General features: G+C 64.6%; 8 protein-coding genes and 1 pseudogene. 6 read left to right on the forward strand and 3 right to left on the reverse strand.

Features of this window, described 5'->3' with window-relative positions; all coding sequences use genetic code 11:
* Positions 1-369 precede the first annotated feature (369 nt).
* From ACH4YL_RS37840 to ACH4YL_RS37865, 6 genes are all read left to right on the forward strand, one after another.
* Positions 370-1203 carry a hypothetical protein gene (locus tag ACH4YL_RS37840; protein WP_398512070.1) on the forward strand — a complete coding sequence of 278 codons (834 nt, stop codon included), beginning with the start codon at positions 370-372 and terminating at the stop codon, positions 1201-1203.
* Between the two features lie 1566 nt (positions 1204-2769).
* A complete protein-coding gene (locus tag ACH4YL_RS37845) occupies positions 2770-3792 on the forward strand; it encodes a sulfotransferase (protein WP_398512071.1) in 1023 nt (340 codons plus the stop codon).
* Between the two features lie 772 nt (positions 3793-4564).
* Positions 4565-5236, forward strand: coding sequence for a LuxR C-terminal-related transcriptional regulator (locus ACH4YL_RS37850; RefSeq protein ID WP_398512072.1), 672 nt, complete (start codon positions 4565-4567; stop codon positions 5234-5236).
* Positions 5237-5307: 71 nt separating this feature from the next.
* Positions 5308-9033: a BTAD domain-containing putative transcriptional regulator gene (locus tag ACH4YL_RS37855; RefSeq protein WP_398512073.1), complete on the forward strand. Its 3726-nt coding sequence runs from the start codon at positions 5308-5310 to the stop codon at positions 9031-9033.
* The gene (locus ACH4YL_RS37860; protein WP_398512074.1) at positions 9030-11204 is read left to right on the forward strand and encodes a BTAD domain-containing putative transcriptional regulator; all 2175 of its coding nucleotides are present in this window, start codon (positions 9030-9032) and stop codon (positions 11202-11204) included. Before ACH4YL_RS37855 ends, ACH4YL_RS37860 begins: the two co-directional genes overlap by 4 nt.
* A 1154-nt stretch (positions 11205-12358) precedes the next feature.
* Positions 12359-13804 carry a GH1 family beta-glucosidase gene (locus ACH4YL_RS37865; protein WP_398512075.1) on the forward strand — a complete coding sequence of 482 codons (1446 nt, stop codon included), beginning with the start codon at positions 12359-12361 and terminating at the stop codon, positions 13802-13804.
* 744 nt (positions 13805-14548) lie between these two features.
* Here the strand turns inward: ACH4YL_RS37865 and ACH4YL_RS37870 are convergent.
* The 3 genes and pseudogenes from ACH4YL_RS37870 to ACH4YL_RS37880 all read right to left on the reverse strand — a co-directional run bounded on the left by ACH4YL_RS37870 (position 14549) and on the right by ACH4YL_RS37880 (position 17312).
* Positions 14549-14806, reverse strand: a complete 258-nt coding sequence (locus ACH4YL_RS37870; RefSeq protein WP_398512076.1) for a hypothetical protein — start codon at positions 14804-14806, stop codon at positions 14549-14551.
* Positions 14807-15925: 1119 nt separating this feature from the next.
* Positions 15926-16294 carry a chorismate mutase gene (locus ACH4YL_RS37875; RefSeq protein WP_398512077.1) on the reverse strand — a complete coding sequence of 123 codons (369 nt, stop codon included), beginning with the start codon at positions 16292-16294 and terminating at the stop codon, positions 15926-15928.
* 378 nt (positions 16295-16672) lie between these two features.
* Positions 16673-17312: pseudogene (locus tag ACH4YL_RS37880) on the reverse strand (IS5/IS1182 family transposase).
* Between the last annotated feature and the right edge of the window lie 243 nt (positions 17313-17555).

The following is a 17555-nucleotide window of genomic DNA, read 5'->3' on the forward strand; positions in this document are numbered from 1 at the left end:
CAGCCCCGAGCATCGCCAAAATGACTGCGGTCAAGCGCTTGTTCTACGGCGGCAACCTGGTCCGAACACGGCCCGAGATCGGTGCAGCTTGACGAAAGGTCATGGGCGCGTCCCGTACGTGGAGGACCAGCGGTCGGCACGATCGGGAAGACCCGGCTGCTTTTGCGGGCTGATCTCACTCCGCGGGCCGCCGTGGGAGGCAGACCGTTCCTAGAGTCGCTGACGGCACTTCAACTGTGGTACGGCCACCGTCCGAGACTCCCAGGGAGAACCGACGAGATGAGCAGGATCAACGAATCTCGGGGGCCGGGCCCGGACACACTCTCCGGGCCTGTACTTGTACAGGCCCAGGCAGAGGACGAACCCCGGGTGCAGTCGGCCCCAAGCGCCGCGGCCCGGATCGTGCCGACAGGCGGAAGGGGTATCGCCCGGGACCGGCTGCGGGTGGCCGCCGCGTACGGCGAGCGGTACCGGCTGGCCCGGGACGCCGCGACGCGGGCACTGGCGGAAGCCTCGAAGCCTCGGGACGGCTTCCGGGACGACCGGGTCAGCGTGGTTGCCGACCTGGCGGCCGTTTACCTCTATTTGACCGGGGAGTGGGCGTGGCTCGATGAGGGGATGTCTGGTGGCACTCCGGGTCCGCACCTTCCGCTCGCCCGCTGTGTCGCGTCGGGGCTGCGCAGGCTGCCCTTGTTCCGCGGCCCCGCGATCGTACGTACCTCAGCAGACGAACCGGTGGCGGAGTGGTACGGCGAGAAACGGTTTGTAACCGAGCGGAGCTTCTGGGGCGCATCTGCGCCGGTCGGTGGAATTGGTGGACCTGGGTTCCTTGTATGGTCGCTGACTGCTCGCAGTACGGCAGCCCTGGACGCGAGCGTCCCGGACCGGGTGGTCTTCATGCCCGGCACCCGCTTCAAGGTGCTGCGAGTGACGGACGGGGGGCAGCCCCTGGTGTTGATGCGTGAACTGTTCCCGCCGGAACTGGCCCAGGATGACCCCTCCGGCTCCAACGGCAGTGGAACCGCGTGGCTGGACGAGAGCACGAGGGCGGAGCTGGAACGGGCTGTGACCGGTCCGCGTGCCGCCACGGAACCGTATGTACTGGCCTCCGCCGACATGGTGGGCCCGCGAGCCAGACCCCCTGGACTGAGGTGGACGAAAGGGGCGTCGGACGAGCCGGTCGGTGAAGCCCTGCCTCGATGACACATGTCGGCGACGCAGGGCACCGGGATGAGAAGAAGAGAAACAGCTAAGGGGTAAAGAGCCGGGAAGACACGGGTACCTGCTCGGGCGCTCATCGCGCCATCGACGACTGCTCCTTGCCCGAGGGCAGGCCACGGTACACGTTCCCTCGTGAAAGGCAGGCCAATCGGGGGAGCCCACGATGGCCTCCCCAGGCACGATGCGGCTGCCGTAGTAACTGCGTACGGCCGCCAGAGGTGAGACGATCATGGACCTGTGCGGGCGCATCCTCGAGGCCGAGGCATCGGCGCCGCCCTGGACGATCACTCGCGCGAGCGCACGACGTGGCGCAACGACCACCGGGACCGACTCATGACCAACCACGCCGGTGATCTATGACTGAGATTCCCTAAGATGCGGAGCGGGTCATGAGACGACGCCGGAAGGAACGGCCGTCGGCCCACATCATCTCCCCTACCTTCCTGTCGCCACCTACTGGCTAGGGTCAACCACCTGATCGTCATTTCCTGGGCCGTTGTCATCGCCACCGGCATCTCTGCCACCGGCCGCTCGAGATCATCGGCCCGGCAGTCGGCGAATGCGATTCCAAGCCGGCCCGGCTGGAATTGCAGCGACCCATTTATGCCCACGGCTTGGCGAACGTCCAGCTGGCCATCTCCGGTAGCTGCAGCGGCTTGATGGCCATGACCGCACGGTGCTTCTCGGAGGCCGCCGAGATGTTTCCGCGTTCGCCGACTACTACCGGCCCGCCGGGAAGGTGATCGCGAGCAGCAACCCGCTGTGGCGGCGAACCGGGTGAGCAGAACTTGCCCTTCAGGACAAACAGGTGGCGCTTTCGGCAGAGATCGGGCAAACAGGCAAAAGCTGGCGAGCCCTCAACAGGGCACCACCTCCGGCCTCTTCCGATGCGACACCGTCCCGGCGAGGAGCCCGTATACGCCGTGTTGTCGGACATTTCGCCAATAGGGCGCCCATGAGCCACCGCCGGGGTGCCATGGAGCGCGATGCGAAGTAGGCGACAAACGGGCATCCACGGACGAGATCCGGGTGGTGGGATCCATGACAGGCGGTCTTATGGTTTTTCCGAGGGAGGCCAACTGCAGAGTCTCCTGAGGCCAACCGGCATCTACGGGTACAGATCCGGTTACCGCGGTCGCCCCCGCCATGACCTGGTAGTGGGGTGATCCCGATGGCCGGAGCGCACCGCTACGGATTCAAGGGGAGCAGGGTGCTCCGGCCCCGCACGCGAGCGTGGGGGCTCGCGGCGGAGTGGATTCCTGGGTCGGTGCGCGGCGTACGACATCCGGCCCAGGAATCCTCATCGTGTTTCGGCGGTGCTCACTCCGCGCCGAGCACGAACTCGTGTTAGCTGCCGCTGTCGATTGATGCGTGCGTGCAGTCGATCCTCGCGCGATCGGATAGGAGAAGAGCGCCATGGAGAATGGACGTGGTGGTGCACTCATACTCGGCACCGAATGTAGTGGGTCCGCTCTGCTTTCCGACTTGATCGGAGAGAGCCCCTCGACCGCAGCCTTACACGAATGTTTTTTGTCCGTTAATCGAGTGATGGACGTTTTCGATTCCAGCCGGCAGACCGGTCGCGAATTCTGGAGGCTGATCAGCGAGCCGAACACGGTACTTCGTGTACTCCACCGAATCGGCCGTATGCCAGCGGAGTTCCGTTACCATTTCAAGGAGCGTCCAAGCGGCTACGAACTGAACATGTGCGGCATTCTGGGTTATACCCTTCCGGGCCTCGATGGGGATCCAGGCGCGTTGTTTAGCAAGCTGGCGAAAGTGGTTCCTGGATTTCCGACCCAGGAGCCTCGTGACCACTGCTTCAAGCTCTTCGATCTCCTGGCGCGCCTATCCGGAAAGGGGAAATGGGTCGAGCGCAGCGGCGCGTCAGCGTTTTTCGCAGCGGACCTGGTGGACAGTTTTTCCGGGATGCCGATCGTATATCTGGATCGAGACTGCGTCGACACCGCTGTCTCCGTGAGCAGATCACCCATCTTGGTGCTCTTTCAGATCGGCTTGCTCATCGCCGAGGACATCGGCATCAACCCATATGCTTCGAATTTCGATTGCGGCTACCAGAATACACCACCGCGCATTGTTCAACTCCTCCCGGAATGTATAACTGCTGAAATATTCGACTCCTTCATCGGCGCCCCGGCGACCATGAAGCGTGCAATTTTATATCTGGCCAGGATGCACCACATCTCAGAAGCCGTTCTGGAGCATGTGCCTGCAGGGATCCTGCTTCGGGTGCGTTATGAGGATCTCGTACGCGCCCCCGAGGACTGTCTTCGCCGTGTCGGTGAATTCCTGGGAATTTCCGACTGCGGCGAGTGGGTCGACGAAATGACGCCTCGAGTCAACCTACGGCCGCCCGGGATTCCTCTCGACGACAGGCAGCGGGGGGAGCTGTACGAGCTCTTCAACATGCTGATCAGTGACCCATCGATGCTCGGCCGAGGAAGAATCGGAGAGGTGATGGACCGGGTGCGTCGATACGGGACCCAGACTGCCCTCCAGTACGCGACGCTCGAAAGACGTGGCGACGGCCGAAAGCATGCGCGGGATTGAATGTCTGGGCGGGCCTCTCCATCCAGGCGGGGAGGTGCGGCGTGACGGAGGCCATCACCAGCCAGATTGCGGCCGGCTCGTGCCCCGCATCCCGCCGATCCGGTCCCACGGCGGACACAATGTTGAACGGCCTCATCAACCGACTGTTGATCGCAGAACTCATCCACGCCCCGCCGCCTGACTCGCGATGTCTCGCATACGTACGTAGAGACGTACGTAGTTTGCCCGACGTGCGAGGCCTTCGGCCGGCGCATGGTGTACGTGAGCGAGCTTCCTGAAACCTGCTAAGCGCCAGGGACGTCCTATGTGCCAATTTGACCGATTGCGCCGGTCGAGCGTAGTGCTCATCGGTAGCTCGTATCCGGTGACGGGGCTATGTCAGGTGTTGCCTTGAGCGCCGACCGACTCCGGTTCGCTGATGCAGATCGCGCAGCGGAGCCCGTCCAGCACCGCACGTACGACACGGCCTCCGGCTGGAGCTTGCGCGGCGCCCAAGTTCATCCCGATGCCGGTGAGGCCCCGTGCGGATCTCGCCGTGCAGCTCTTGTTCGGCGGGCTGCCCCGCTGCCGCCTGGTGAACATCGAACTGGCGGACGGAATAACCACGCACCCGGATTGAGTGGTCAGGGAATCCATGAGCGGCAGGAGGAGTCCTATGTCGAATCCTGAGCGGTCGGCGGCCGTCCTGCCGGATTGTCGGAGGCAACCTGCTTCCGACAGCCGCAGCGCCCCTTCCTCAGCGCTGCAGAACTTGGCATTGCGGCATGAATCCATGAAGAAGGAACTCACGAACCAATCGGCCTATATGGGTGCTGATGCTGTGCGGACGGTCACCGTGCGTATTCATGCCGACGACACCCTCACCCAGGCCGGCCTGTCACATTGCCTGGCGCGCTTCCGGGGCCTGGTGGAAATTGACCCCGATGCGCCGCAGGAACCTGACGTAGTCGTTGTAGGCGTAGTGGGTGCAGGTTCCACGACTTTGGAGTTGCTGCAGACGCTGTCGCCTTCCGGTACCGGCCGCTTTGTGCTCGTTGTTGACGAGGGATGGGACGCTAGTGTGTCCTCGGCTGTGGAACTTGGAGTACGGGCCATTTTGTGGCGCTCGAGATTTTCAACTGCACAATTCGCCCGTGCCGTCATTGCGGTGGCGGAAGGAGAGGGCATTCTCCCTTCCTCGCTGCAGGGCAGCCTTATGCGGGAAATTCAGCATATGCAACGCGAAATGTTGGCCTCGCGCGGCATTACTGCTTCTGGATTCTCTACCCGGGAAATTGATGTTCTCCGGCTTCTCGCCGAAGGCATGGATCTCGAAAAGGTATCCGAGGCACTGTCGTACTCTGAACGCACGATCAAGAACATTCTCTATGGTGCAATGAAGCGCCATAAGCTCCGGAATCGAACACATGCAGTCTCGCATGCCATTCGCTCAGGCCTCATCTAGCCTCTGTCGTCGGTTGGGTGGGTGGAGGGTGTGGGTGTTGGTCGGGTGGGTGCCGGGACGGGGTGGTCGTGGTGACTGAGGATGTGCGGGGTTTGCTTCGGGTGGAGTTTTTGGGGCCGGTGGTTGTGTGGCGGGGTGGGGCCGAGGTGAGGATCGGCTCGGGTAATAGGCGTGCGGTGTTCGCGATGTTGGCGTTGCAGGCGAATCGGGTTGTTTCGCGTGCGGAGCTGGTTGACGGTGTGTGGGGTGATAGTCCGCCTGCGAAGGTGGATGCCAGTTTGTATACCTATGTTTCGGCGTTGCGTGGTGCGTTGGAGCCCGCTCGGTGCAAAGAGTCTGGGGTGCGGTTGCTGGCCACTGTGGGATCGGGCTACTCGTTGAAGCTGGATGCTGACGCGGTGGATGTGCGGGCATTCGAGTGGTTGCTAGAGCGAGGCGGTCGGGTGGGTGGGCATGATCCGGCGCGTGGTGTGCGGACTCTGGATCAGGCTCTTGGTCTGTGGCGGGGTGATGCGCTGTCCGGTGTGCCGGGGCCGTTTGCTGAGTCACAGCGTCTGCGGTTGAACGAGATGCGGCTTACCACGGTTGAGCGGCGTGCTGAGCTGCTGCTCGAGCTGGGTCGTCACGCGGAGGTAATTGCCGAGCTTTCCGGCCTGGTCAACGACTTTCCATTGCGTGAGGGGCTTCGGGTGTTGCTGATGACGGCCTTGTACCGGGCCGGCCGGCAGGCCGATGCGCTGACGGTGTTCCAGGACGGCCGTCGGGCCCTTGTCGAGGGGTTGGGCATTGAACCCGGGCCGGCGCTGCAGCGGGTGCACGGGCTGGTGCTGGCCGGCGACTCGGTTCTGGACGCGCCCGGTGGCCATTCGGCGATCAGTGTCTCGGGCCGGGAACCGCGGCGGGCTGGGCCGTGGGTATCGCGGCCGGCGGTGTTGCGTGGCGCGCCGCCGGTGTTCGTAGGCAGGGCGGAGGAACTGGACACGCTGCGTGGCGCGGTGAGTGACGTTCTCGCCGGGCGTGGGCGGTGTGTGTGGGTGGAGGGCGAGCCGGGTATCGGCAAGTCCAGTCTCCTCGCGGCCGGACTGTCCGGTCTGCTGGACACGGATACCCAGATTGCCTGGGCCGCTGGTGACGAACTCGGTCAGCGTTTTCCGCTGCGGGCCATGCTGGAGTGCCTGGGTGTGACCAGTTCCTCGGCCGATGTGCGCCGCGCTGAGCTGGCCGCGACCCTGCGGGAGGAGACACCGGCCAGTGTCGTGTGGGGGGCGGGCGACCCGGTCCTCGCCGCTATCGACCGGCTGCTCGGGCTGGTCGACGAATTGTGCGCGGACGGACCGCTGGTGCTGGTCCTGGACGACCTGCAATGGGTGGACGAGGCGAGTCTGCTGGTCTGGCACCGGTTGTCGCGCGCCATCGGTCAGTTGCCTTTGCTGCTGGTAGGGGTGTCCCGGCCGGTCCCCCGCCGGATCGAACTGGAACAGGTGTGGCAGGCCGTCTTCACCGCTGGCGGTGACATGATCGCTCTGGGCCCGCTGCCAGGAAGCCGCGTCCATGAGCTCGTGACAGGTCTCGTCGGCGTGCCGCCTGGCGAGACACTGGGCCGACTCATCCACCTGGCCGCCGGGAACCCGCTCTACGCACGGGAGATCGTCGGCGCGTTGATGCGCGAGGACGCCCTGGTCATCCGGTCCGGAATGGCCGATGTGGGCACCGGCTCCCACTACCGCGTACCGCGCTCACTGAACTCGGCCATCAGCCGCCGGCTGGGCTTCTTGTCCGCCCCCACAACCGATGTGCTGCGCCGGGCCACACTGCTCGGTGCCCAGTTCACACTCGGCGACATCGCCGTCGCCTTCGGCCTGCGCATGCCAGACCTCATCCACGCGGTCGAGGAAGCCACCTCGGCAGGCATCATCATGGACGCCGGACCCAGACTCGCCTTCCGGCACTCGCTGATCCGGCACGTCCTGTACGAAGGCATGCCCACCGCCGTCAGAGTCGCACTGCACCGCCAGGCCGCCGAGGCACTCGCAGCAGCCGGCGAACCCGTCGAACGCATCGCCGAACAACTGACCCACACCCACGAAGCCCCCGACACCTGGACGCTGGAGTGGTTGCTAGGCAACAGCGCCGTCCTCGCTCAGCGCGCACCGGACATGGCTGTCCAGTTGCTGCGTGATGTGCTGGCCCAGCCAGCAGTTGCAGCGAACCAGCGGGTACGACTGACCGCCCAGATCGCGCAGATCGACTCCTGGCTCGGCCGGGAACCGGAGACCGAGGCGCGCTACGTGCTGGACCACACCCACGACCGGGATCTGGCCGCTGAGATGCGGTGGATCCTGGCCCACACCACCTATCGGCGGGGCGCCGTAGAGAAGGCCGTGGACCAGCTCAGGGCTGGCGTGCGCGACCCATTGACGCCGCAGATCTGGAAGGCGCGGCTAGAGGCACTGCTGGCTGTGATCCAACGTTCCGGTCTGGACGATCTCGACGCCGCCCTCGCCACAGCGCGCAGCGCGCTGGCGAACGCCGAGCGAGTGGGGGACCGATTTGCGACCGCGCACGCGCTGCAGACCCTTTGGGAGGTCAACTGCAACCGTCGCGACCACGCCAAGGCGTTGGGCTACATCGACCGGGCCCTGGAGGTGGTCGCTCAAGACCCTGATCTGGCGCACCTCAAGGTGTTGCTGCTGGACAACCGGATCTTCTGTCTGCAAAACCTGGACCGCCTGGCGGAGGCGGACGACACACTGGGCAGGGCCCAAGAACTGCTGGCCGCCAACGCTATGCCCGGCGGCGTGCACATTTCGACGGCCGTGCACGACTACTGGCTTGGCCGCTGGGACAACGCGCTAGTGGAGCTGGACGCTGTCGTTGTTGACGGCCCGGAGGTCACCTTTTACGGACTGCGGGAACGCTGTGCAACGCTGCTGATGCACGGGGTTGCCGCGCTGATTGCCGGCCACCGCGATCATGCCGATGAAGCCCAGGCACTCCTGCGTAGCGCGGCCGCCTACCCCGTCGTCACCATGAACGACCGCGACAACTCTGACTTCCTGTTGGCTGCTCAGTCGCTTGCGGCTGAACAGGACGGCCGGGTTGACGGCGCGATTGCGGCGATGGAACCGATTCTGCGTCCGGTCTACGGGCGGATGCTGCTACGGCACCAGTGGTTGCCCCAGCTGGTCCGGCTTGCCCTGTCCATCGGGGACACCGAGTCCGCACAGCAGGCACTGCGGGTCTGTGAGGCAGAGTCGAAGTTGGAAGCGGTCCCGGCGCGGGCACACGCAGCAACGGCCCGATGCCGTGGGCTGATCGCGGGCGATCCTGCGCCGGTTCTGGCGGTGGCGGAGCACTACCGCGCGGTCGGCCGTCAGATAGAACTGGCCGAAGCGCTGGAGGACGCTGCCGTACTGCTGGCTGGGCGCAGCGACATGGAAGGCGCCCGGCGCGCATTCGACGAGGCGGTCACCATCTATGCCGGTCTGGGTGCTGCCTGGGACACGCGGCGCGCCGAGTCCCGGTTGCGCCCCTTCGGTATCCGGCAGGAAAGCCCCGTGCACATACCGCGGCCGGCCAGTGGTCGGGAGGCGCTGTCGCCGATCGAGGAACGCGTCACCGAGCTCATTCTGCTTGGAAAATCCAACCCAGAGATCGCTGCCAAGCTGGAGCTGTCCCGCAAGACAGTACAAGCCCACGTGAACCGCATACTGGGGAAACTGCATGTCGACTCCCGCGCAGATATCGGTGCACAGGACTGGGCAGGCTCACGACTAAAGCGGGTCAACCGACCATGACCACAACGACACGTGAGCCCCTGCGGGTGGCGTTGCTGGGCTCGCTCCGCGCTTGGCGAGGCGACGTCGAACTCGGCCTTGGACCGAGTAGGCAGCGTGCCGTGTTCGCCATGCTCGCGGTTCACGCCAACCACGTTGTCTCCCGTGAGGAATTGATCGACGGAGTGTGGGGGCAGGATCGGCCGGCCAGCGTGGACGGCAGCCTGCATACGTACGTCTCGGGGATGCGGAGAGCACTTGAGCCCCATCACAGCGGCCGCGGCAACTGGCAGGTGCTTGCGACACTCGCGTCCGGCTACCGTCTTCATCTCGATCCCGACGGGCTGGACCTGCACAGATTGCACGTTCTGCGCGAGCAGGCCCGACACCAATGGTCCGGCAACGATGCAGCTTCGGCCGTGCGAACTCTTGATGCCGCACTGGAATTGTGGAACGGCGATGCATTCACGGGTGTCCCCGGCCCGTTCGCCGAGGGGGAACGCGCTCGGCTGTGTGAGCTGAGGGTGAACTGTCAGGAGCAACGGGCCGAAGCCGCATTGGCGATCGGTGCGCACCGCGAGGCAGTCGCGGATCTTACCGGACTTCTCCGCGACCACCCATTGCGCGAAGAGCTCCGCCGACTGCTGATGATCGCGCTGTGTCGCTGCGGGCGCAACGCCGAGGCACTGGAGGTGTTCCAGGATGGCCAACGGGTGCTGGCCAGGGAATTGAGCGTCTCGCCCGGCGCGGCGCTGCGGCAGGTGCACCAACAGATCCTGGCCAACGATCCCGCATTGTCGGGCCGTGAGCCAGAGTCTCCATCGGTTCCGACGACCCCGCATGGCAATTCCTCGCCTGCCGCAGCCGTGCAGCGAAAACGCGCGTCTCAGATGAAGCTTGTCGGCCGGCAAAGCGAGCTGAAGCAGTTTCGGCAGCAGCTGAGCGAGGTCGCTGGTGGAACAGGCGGTGTGCTGTGGGTGGAAGGCGAGCCCGGCATCGGCAAGACCCAACTCCTCGCGACGGGTCTTGCCCAAGCAAATGACGCTGGTTGCCACCTGGCCTGGGCATCCAGCGACCAGATGAACTTGTTCCCACTGCGGGTGATGATGGATTGTCTGGAAGTCACACCCGACTCACCCGACCCCCGCCGCGCGGAGTTGGCCGCCGCCCTGCACACCGACTCCCCAGCCCCGACTATTTGGAGCCAGAGCGATCCCCTCCTTTGGGCCATCGATCGCATACTGGGCCTGGTGGACAAACTGTGCGCGGAGGCACCGCTGGTCCTGGTCATGGATGACCTGCAGTGGGCCGACGAGGCGAGTCTCCTGGTCTGGCATCGGCTTTGCCCGCTGACCAAACGGATTCCCCTGCTCATGGTGGGTGCGTGCCGTCTGACACCGCGTCGGGCGGAACTGGACACCTTGCGGTTCGGTGTCGAGTCCAGCGGTGGGCGGGTACTGGACCTCGGACCGCTCGCCCCGTCGGCCGCCGTCGAGCTGATCGGTCAGGTGGCAGGTGCCCAGCCTGGTCCGAGGCTGCGAGCATGGGCAGATCGGGCAGCTGGCAACCCGCTGTACCTGCGCGAGATGGCAGAGGTCATGGCCCGGGAAGGTGTGTTGCACCTCGATGCGGCTACAGCCGACATCGCTGATGAGAGCTATGAGCTATCGGTATCGCTGGCATCAATGGTCTCCCGCCGACTGGACTTCTTGTCCCACGACACCAGGGAAGTACTGTGCCGGGCAGCACTATTGGGTGTGGAGTTCGCTCTGACCGATCTCGCAGCCGTGCTGGACCGACCGGTCTCTGATCTGCTCAGTCTCATTGAGGAAGCAATGTCGTCCCGCATCGTGGTGGACGCCGGACCACGGCTCGCTTTCCGGCACCCACTCGTCCGGGAAGCACTCTACGGCGGCATCCCCATGGCAGAGCGCATCGCGTTGCACCGCTACGCCGCGGAGGCGCTGGCTGGCGTCCGGTCGCCGGTAGAGCGTGTGGCCGAGCAACTCGTTGCCGCCGAAGTCCCGGTTGACAGGTGGGTACTGGACTGGGTGGCCGCGAACATCAGCGCGGTGACGCGTCGTGCCCCCGGCATCTCGGCGTACCTGCTGCGCAAGGCATTGCAGGTATGTCCGAGCACCGACGGTCGCTGGGAAGCGCTTGCGGCGGAACTGGCCAGGCTACCGGCCTGATCGCATCGTCATTGGAATGGAGCTTGCTACCGATCCAGTGCATGTGTCATCAGGCTTGAGTGCTGTGCCGCTGACGATGATCGACCATCGACGAGCCGGTAGAACTCCGGTAGGACTCCTCGGGTCGATCGGAGGGCGCAGAACAACTTGCCGGCGGACGTCGATGTCGTTGTCGGTGTGGCCGGGCCGGTGGTCGAGGACGACTGTCAGGCCGACCGGGGGTCCCGCGCTCGCCTGGCAAGTGTTTGACGGTGCCGCTGATCAACGTGCCGTGCGGGAGCTCGCATCCGCCCGGATTCAGGATGCCCGTATCGCCGATCTGCCAGTGCCTGCCGCAGTGATCCGGTCGATGGCCTCGCGCCGCTGAGCGACAGTGACGACGGGACATGTCGTCGGCGGGACTGAGCCACCCGCCCGCAGACAGCACCACGTCCGTCAGGTCGAAGAGCATACTGACGCACTCATACAGGAAGTCCTGGAACTCCACCCAATTACGGACAACGCCCCAACGGAATCGCCCTTCGAGACTTATCCGGTAGATGCGTCACAGCGGTCGTGCTTCACACTCCATGGCTTGACACTTCGAGCGTGTAGGACGGCCGCTCCCGCTGTCCAGCCAGCACACCCTTCACCACCAGCGCACATCTCAACCAGTAGAAGGCGAAGTTGGGAAACGCACTCAGGGCGCCCCTGGAGACAGCCTGCGGTACGACTGTGTGGGGGTGACAGTGAGGGTGGCCATCGAGGCCACTCGGGATCGGGTTGAGCTGCCGTCAAGAATTCGTGAAGTCTCCTCAAGCACAGTGGAGCACACAGATCGACCCGCTCCGGTGAGGGGGCGGTCCGCATCGAAATGTCGCCACTCTCAGCGAGACGATTAGCTCTTGGGTTTCCTATGGCGCGTGCCGTCGTCGCGCAGCGTAAGAGGCGTCGGCGCGGCTCCCGCGGGTCATCCCACGCAATCGCTGACCGCCACCGCGACGCGACAACCACGGAGGATCCCTGTCGCTTTCGCCTGGCGGTGACGAGCAGGCACCATGCAGGGCACGGATTACGGTCCCATGGAGCAACTGACCTGCCCCTACCAGCCAATTGTCAGATTTGGCGCGACGAAGAGACCTATTGAGTGGCGATGCTACGGAAGAGGTAAGCAGGTGACGCCGGAACGCTCGCTGGTTTTCCCAGAACGATTCCGCTGGGGGGCGGCAACGTCGGCCTTTCAGATCGAAGGAGCGCCAAAGGAGGATGGGCGCGGGCCATCCATCTGGGACAATTTCGTTCCAAGTGCGGAAAACAGTGTCAGTGGGGACGACGGCACACGCGCGTGCGACCATTACCACAGGTTCCGTGACGACGTCGCGCTGATGAGCGAGTTGGGACTGCCCGCCTACCGCTTCTCAGTGGCGTGGCCACGAGTGCAACCGGATGGGAGGACGTTCGAGCCGCGTGGGATGTCATTCTACGATCGACTCGTCGACGAATTGCTTGAATGTGAGATCGAACCTGTCGTCACGCTCTATCATTGGGACTTGCCACAAGCGCTGGAAGATGCAGGCGGTTGGACCAACAGGGTCACTGCACAGCGATTCGCCGACTACGCTCAGCTTGTGTATTCCGTACTGAGCGATCGGGTGGCGGATTGGACTACGTTCAACGAGCCGCTCGTCGCCGCATTTCTCGGTTATGGCAGCGCAGTACACGCACCCGGACGTGCAAACTCAGCTGACGCGCTGCAGGCCGGCCACCACATGCTTGTCGGCCACGGGCTAGCTGTTAAAGCTATGCGAGCGCAGGAAACAGCCCATAGGAAGTTCTCCGTGGCACTGAACTTCTCGCCGGTGCTGCTGGAGGTGAATGATGAGGAACATCGGGAAGCCGCCCGGAAATTTGACGGTCTGCACAACAGATGGTTCCTCGACGCTGTGACCGGAAGGGGGTACCCGGCGGATGTGCTTGATGACCTTGCGCACCTCCGTGCGCTGGAGCCGGTACTGCGGGACGGTGACTTCGCGTTGATGTCGGCTCCGATCGACTGGCTCGGCGTCAACTACTACGCACCGAGCCGGTTGGCGCCGATGGCTGCTGACCCGAGTGAGTTGGGCAGCAACCCCCTGCCCGGCCTTCGGGGATCCGGCCTTCTTCCCGCGCGTGGACCTCTCACGTCGTTTGCGTGGGAGCGAACACCGGCCTCACTGACCGATCTGCTGGTGTGGTTGCACCAGCGACATCCAGGCCTTCCCTTGGAGGTGACCGAGAACGGCGCCGCCTTCAGAAATGTAGTGGGGGACGGCGGCGGGGTGCACGACAAGCAACGCGTCAACTGCTTGGCCGACCATCAGCGGGCAATCCACACGGCCATCATGCAAGGCGCGGACGTACGCGGCTACTTCGCCAGGTCACTGCTGGATAACTTCGAGTGGGCAATGGGGTACTCACAGCGGTTCGGCATCGTGCATGTGGACTTCGACACCATGCGCAGGTCGGTCAAGGACAGCGGACGGTACTTCGCTCAGGTCATCGCGGACAATGCGGTCCCAGCCGGCCTTCTGGTGCCCAACGGCCCTCCGGTCGGCGAGGGCGACCTCACCCGGATAAGCTGAGATTGTTCTCAACTTCGCCGGTCCGGCGTCTGATTGACGGTGTGGTCCCGGGCCTGTCAGTCAAGAGATTCTTGGTTGAGGGAAGTGGCGGAGTGATGCGTCGCCATGAACTGTCCGATGCCAAGGGGGCGTTCGTCCGGCTGCGGGGAACTTCCGGGCGGGCCACGGCCTGGCGAGAGGTGCGGGGCGTGATGCCGATTTGCCCCCCGGCGTATAGGGCATCACCGGGGCGCCGCCCTCGGGACACATGACGAAGCAGCGTACGACGGTGTGCTCGTCTGACGGGAGAACCACACCGAACAGGTCCAGGAGCCCGGTGCTCTTCGGGTGCAGCCACTCGTCGGCCAGGCTGTCAGGACGGTTCTGCAGACGTTTCGGCATCACCCGCCTGCCTGAGTGCGGGCCGAGCGGCCGTAGCGCGCTTGCTCAGGCTGGCGACGATGGTGTCGAGATACTGGCTCAGACCGGTGGTGAATGTATGCACGGCGGGGCAGACTGTAGCCCTGGATGCGCAGTCCAAGGCTGCCTCTTGCAACGGAAACAGACCTCACGAGACCTGGGTTCGCACCAGCTTGGGCTCATGTGTTCCGTGGAGTCAGCGTAGCCAGGTTGACTGCAGCGTGCCCGATTCGACGCCCCTGGGGCTCCTGGTGGGGCGTGGCCGAACCGGTCACTGGACAGTGGGACTCGCTGTCCAGCGCCCCATGCAACGTGGCAGTTCGCCGCGGGTAGCGTGGCGCTTTCTCACGGGAGCGGTGCGGCTATCGAGGGGAGGGGTCGAGCGAGCAGCCCGAGGGAGTAGAGCAACTCGATGCCTACTTGCTCACGGACGTGCTGTTGTGCGTCGCCCAAGTCGAGCAGCACCTCACCCAGCACCGCGGTATGTACAGTCACTTGGGTGCCGGGAGGGTGGAGGGCCGCTGAGGCTGCCAGCTCGTCGCCGTACGGGGCGTGCAGAGTCGTGTTCGGCGACTGGTGCCGTACGAGCTGCTCGTCTTCCACCACGCCATCAAGACCGGTGTTCGATGCTCGGGCAGCGGGCTGGTTGGCGCGACGGAAAGGCACGTCACCCCAAGTGCCTGTCGTTCTGTGGCACGGGCCGGTACAGGGGCTGCCGAAAGGATCTGGGTCGCTCGTGAAGTGAGCCCGCTGCGGGGCGATCGGCGGCGCGATATCTGGCTGCCGGCTGTCTACCGGAGCAGCGGACCTCCAGGCGCTCTGCGTGCCTTCGCCGGTCCGGGCCGGGGGAATCGCCAACCGGTCGGGAGGGTCGACCGCCCGGTGAGCATTCTGAAGAGTTCTTGTCTCTGCCGTGCTGTGAATGGTCAAGTTGGTGGGCTCTTCGGGACGGCTCGTGTTGCGTTCGGACGTCGCCCCTTGCGTCGTAGCAACTTCCATGGCGGCCTCGCTGTGTGGCGCAGAGTGATGGATTATCTTTTGCGATGCGCCAGACGCATCGTTTGCCAGCATCCATCACCCGGTCCATAGCGGCTGCAGAGGTGTCGAATTCTTGCCCATTCAAGCACCGGCCTCTGGGGCAACTAGGCAGGCTGCTTTGAACGCCGTACTCGCGGAATTCATTTCATATGCGTTTGGTCTATGACAAAGTCATTCTTGATCGACGTGGGCGAGTTCTGCACGCCGTCATATTCGATCAGTACGTATGATGGTAGTGAGGGTTCTGGCATGCTGGTCCTCTGGAAAGCGTCGCGTCGAGCAACCCGGCCTTGATGCCTCCCGGCAGAGCTGCGGCGTCCGGCGTCCTCGTGGGCCCCCATCGCCCTTGTCGGCCTTCCCGTTTCACCGAGCCTTTCTCTCGCTTAGGTCGAGGCCCGCAGCGTGCACGGCCGGCTGCAACGTGAATTCGCAGACATGGTCAGGCGGTTGAGTGCGGTGAAATCGCCGTGCAAGTAGGAAAGTACGATCAAGAAGGGCAGGGAATTGGCGGCAGTCTGCCCCGATCGAGGTGCGGCGGAACTCGCGGCCACAGGTCCCGATGTGGTCCGCCCAATGCTGATCTGTCCAGGCTCGCACAATGGGGGAGCTGCAATGAGATCCTTTTTGCCGCCGTGAGACCGCGGATCATGGCACTGATCGCGACGGCGCTTTCTACTTTGCGCGTCAGGAGACAGGTGGACGAATATAGTCCCGGCCCCGGCACAGCTGCAGCAGCGACGTCGCCACCGCAATCCCTTGCTTGCCGAGGGCGTCGTTGTAGCGGTCGAGAATCTCCCCCTCGCGGGTCAGGCAGAGCCTGCGTCCGCCCGACGCCAGCCGGGCGCGCTGCACCTGTGCCGAAACGAGCATGCGGTTCCAGATCAGTCTGATGATCGCATCGTCGAGATCGTCGATGCACCGTCGCGCTTCCGCGATGGTCTGCTCCGCGGGCTGCCCGGTCATGGGTGCTGGTCCGCGTACGGCATCGCTCGCCTCCGGCGCCACCCTGGCCCCGGCCTCCTCCGCACCGGTAGTCCCGGTTGAAACGGTCATGGCGGCTCACCTCGCCGTTCGGTTGATGTGCGGGTCTTCGGAGAGCCCCAGGCCCTTCCCGGAGTGTGCGGTCCGGCTCAGGACGGGCAGATGCTGGGCCCAGCCCTCGCCGTACGCCGCCGGCTCGATCTGCCGTGGTGTGTCTCAGGTCTCGCCTGACGAGCGCTGCTCGTCAGTACAGTGGATGTGCGAGTCGCCAATGACCGTCGACGGTTGACAGGGAGCATCCGGTACACCGGATTTGCCCACATACACCTTTGTGACCTTGCCGTCGCTGTGGCTGCCGCAGACGCCATCCCGAGCCGCTCGGCGCTGCAAGCAGGGTGCGTGAGGCCCGTAACGCTTTCAGGTGTGTCGAGATGACCTGCGTTTGCTCCTTTATCCCGCGAGGACGCGGTTGTGCACGCGGGCGATGGCGAACATGGCCAGTTGGACGCTTTCCAGCAAGTGAGCTCCAGCTTGGCGGGTTCGAGAGGGCTCTGGAATGACCAGGTCGGTGCCTCAGTAGCCGCCGCCGCGATCACCATGGTCTTGGCGTCGGCGGCCTTGGCTGCCGAACACTCCCATGCGTTGCGGTCGTTGCGGTTGTCTTACACTGGCCGGCCGGCGGAGACGACGAGCCGGGTGGCGGCGGCGTCGACGACGACTTGGCGGTAGTCGAGTACCTGCAGTTCGTGGATTGCTCGGCGACGGGGATCAGCGTGCCGTCTACGATCAGCACAGGGTCCTCGCGGAGCCGTATGCGAGGCTGCGTTCGAGTGGCGTGGCGCGGGGTCGATGATGCTGCCAGCGGCCGCCATCGACATCCCGAAGACGGAGCGAGCTGCCGCGGGGTCTGGTTCGTCCGCCAGCGCGCGGCTACCAGCAGGGTCCGGTCCTCCAGCGGCGGGCTCTGCTCCATGAACCAGCGCATGATCGCATGAGGGTGCCGTGCTCGTCGTGGCTGTGGATGCGCACGATCGGCTCGAGGTCCGGATCCTCGTCTGGTATCACCGCCACCAGGAAGGCAGGGTCGCAGTTGAGTCGCCGCGTTGGGCGTCTCAGCTCACGCAGCCGTGGCCGGGCTGCCTCGCTCAGATCCAAACACCAGGCATCGTCTGGCACGGCGTAGAGGAACTGAACGGCGTAGTGACGGCCTGCATGAGCACGCAGTTCTGGCATGCCAGCCGGCTGACAGCTGATTCGGCAGGGACTTGCGAGTACCGCGGTCAGCACCTGGTGCGCGACCCAGCCAACGTTGGCGGGACAGCCCTTAGGCATG

It is taken from the genome of Streptomyces sp. NPDC020681, from assembly GCF_044334895.1.
Taxonomy (GTDB): domain Bacteria; phylum Actinomycetota; class Actinomycetes; order Streptomycetales; family Streptomycetaceae; genus Streptomyces.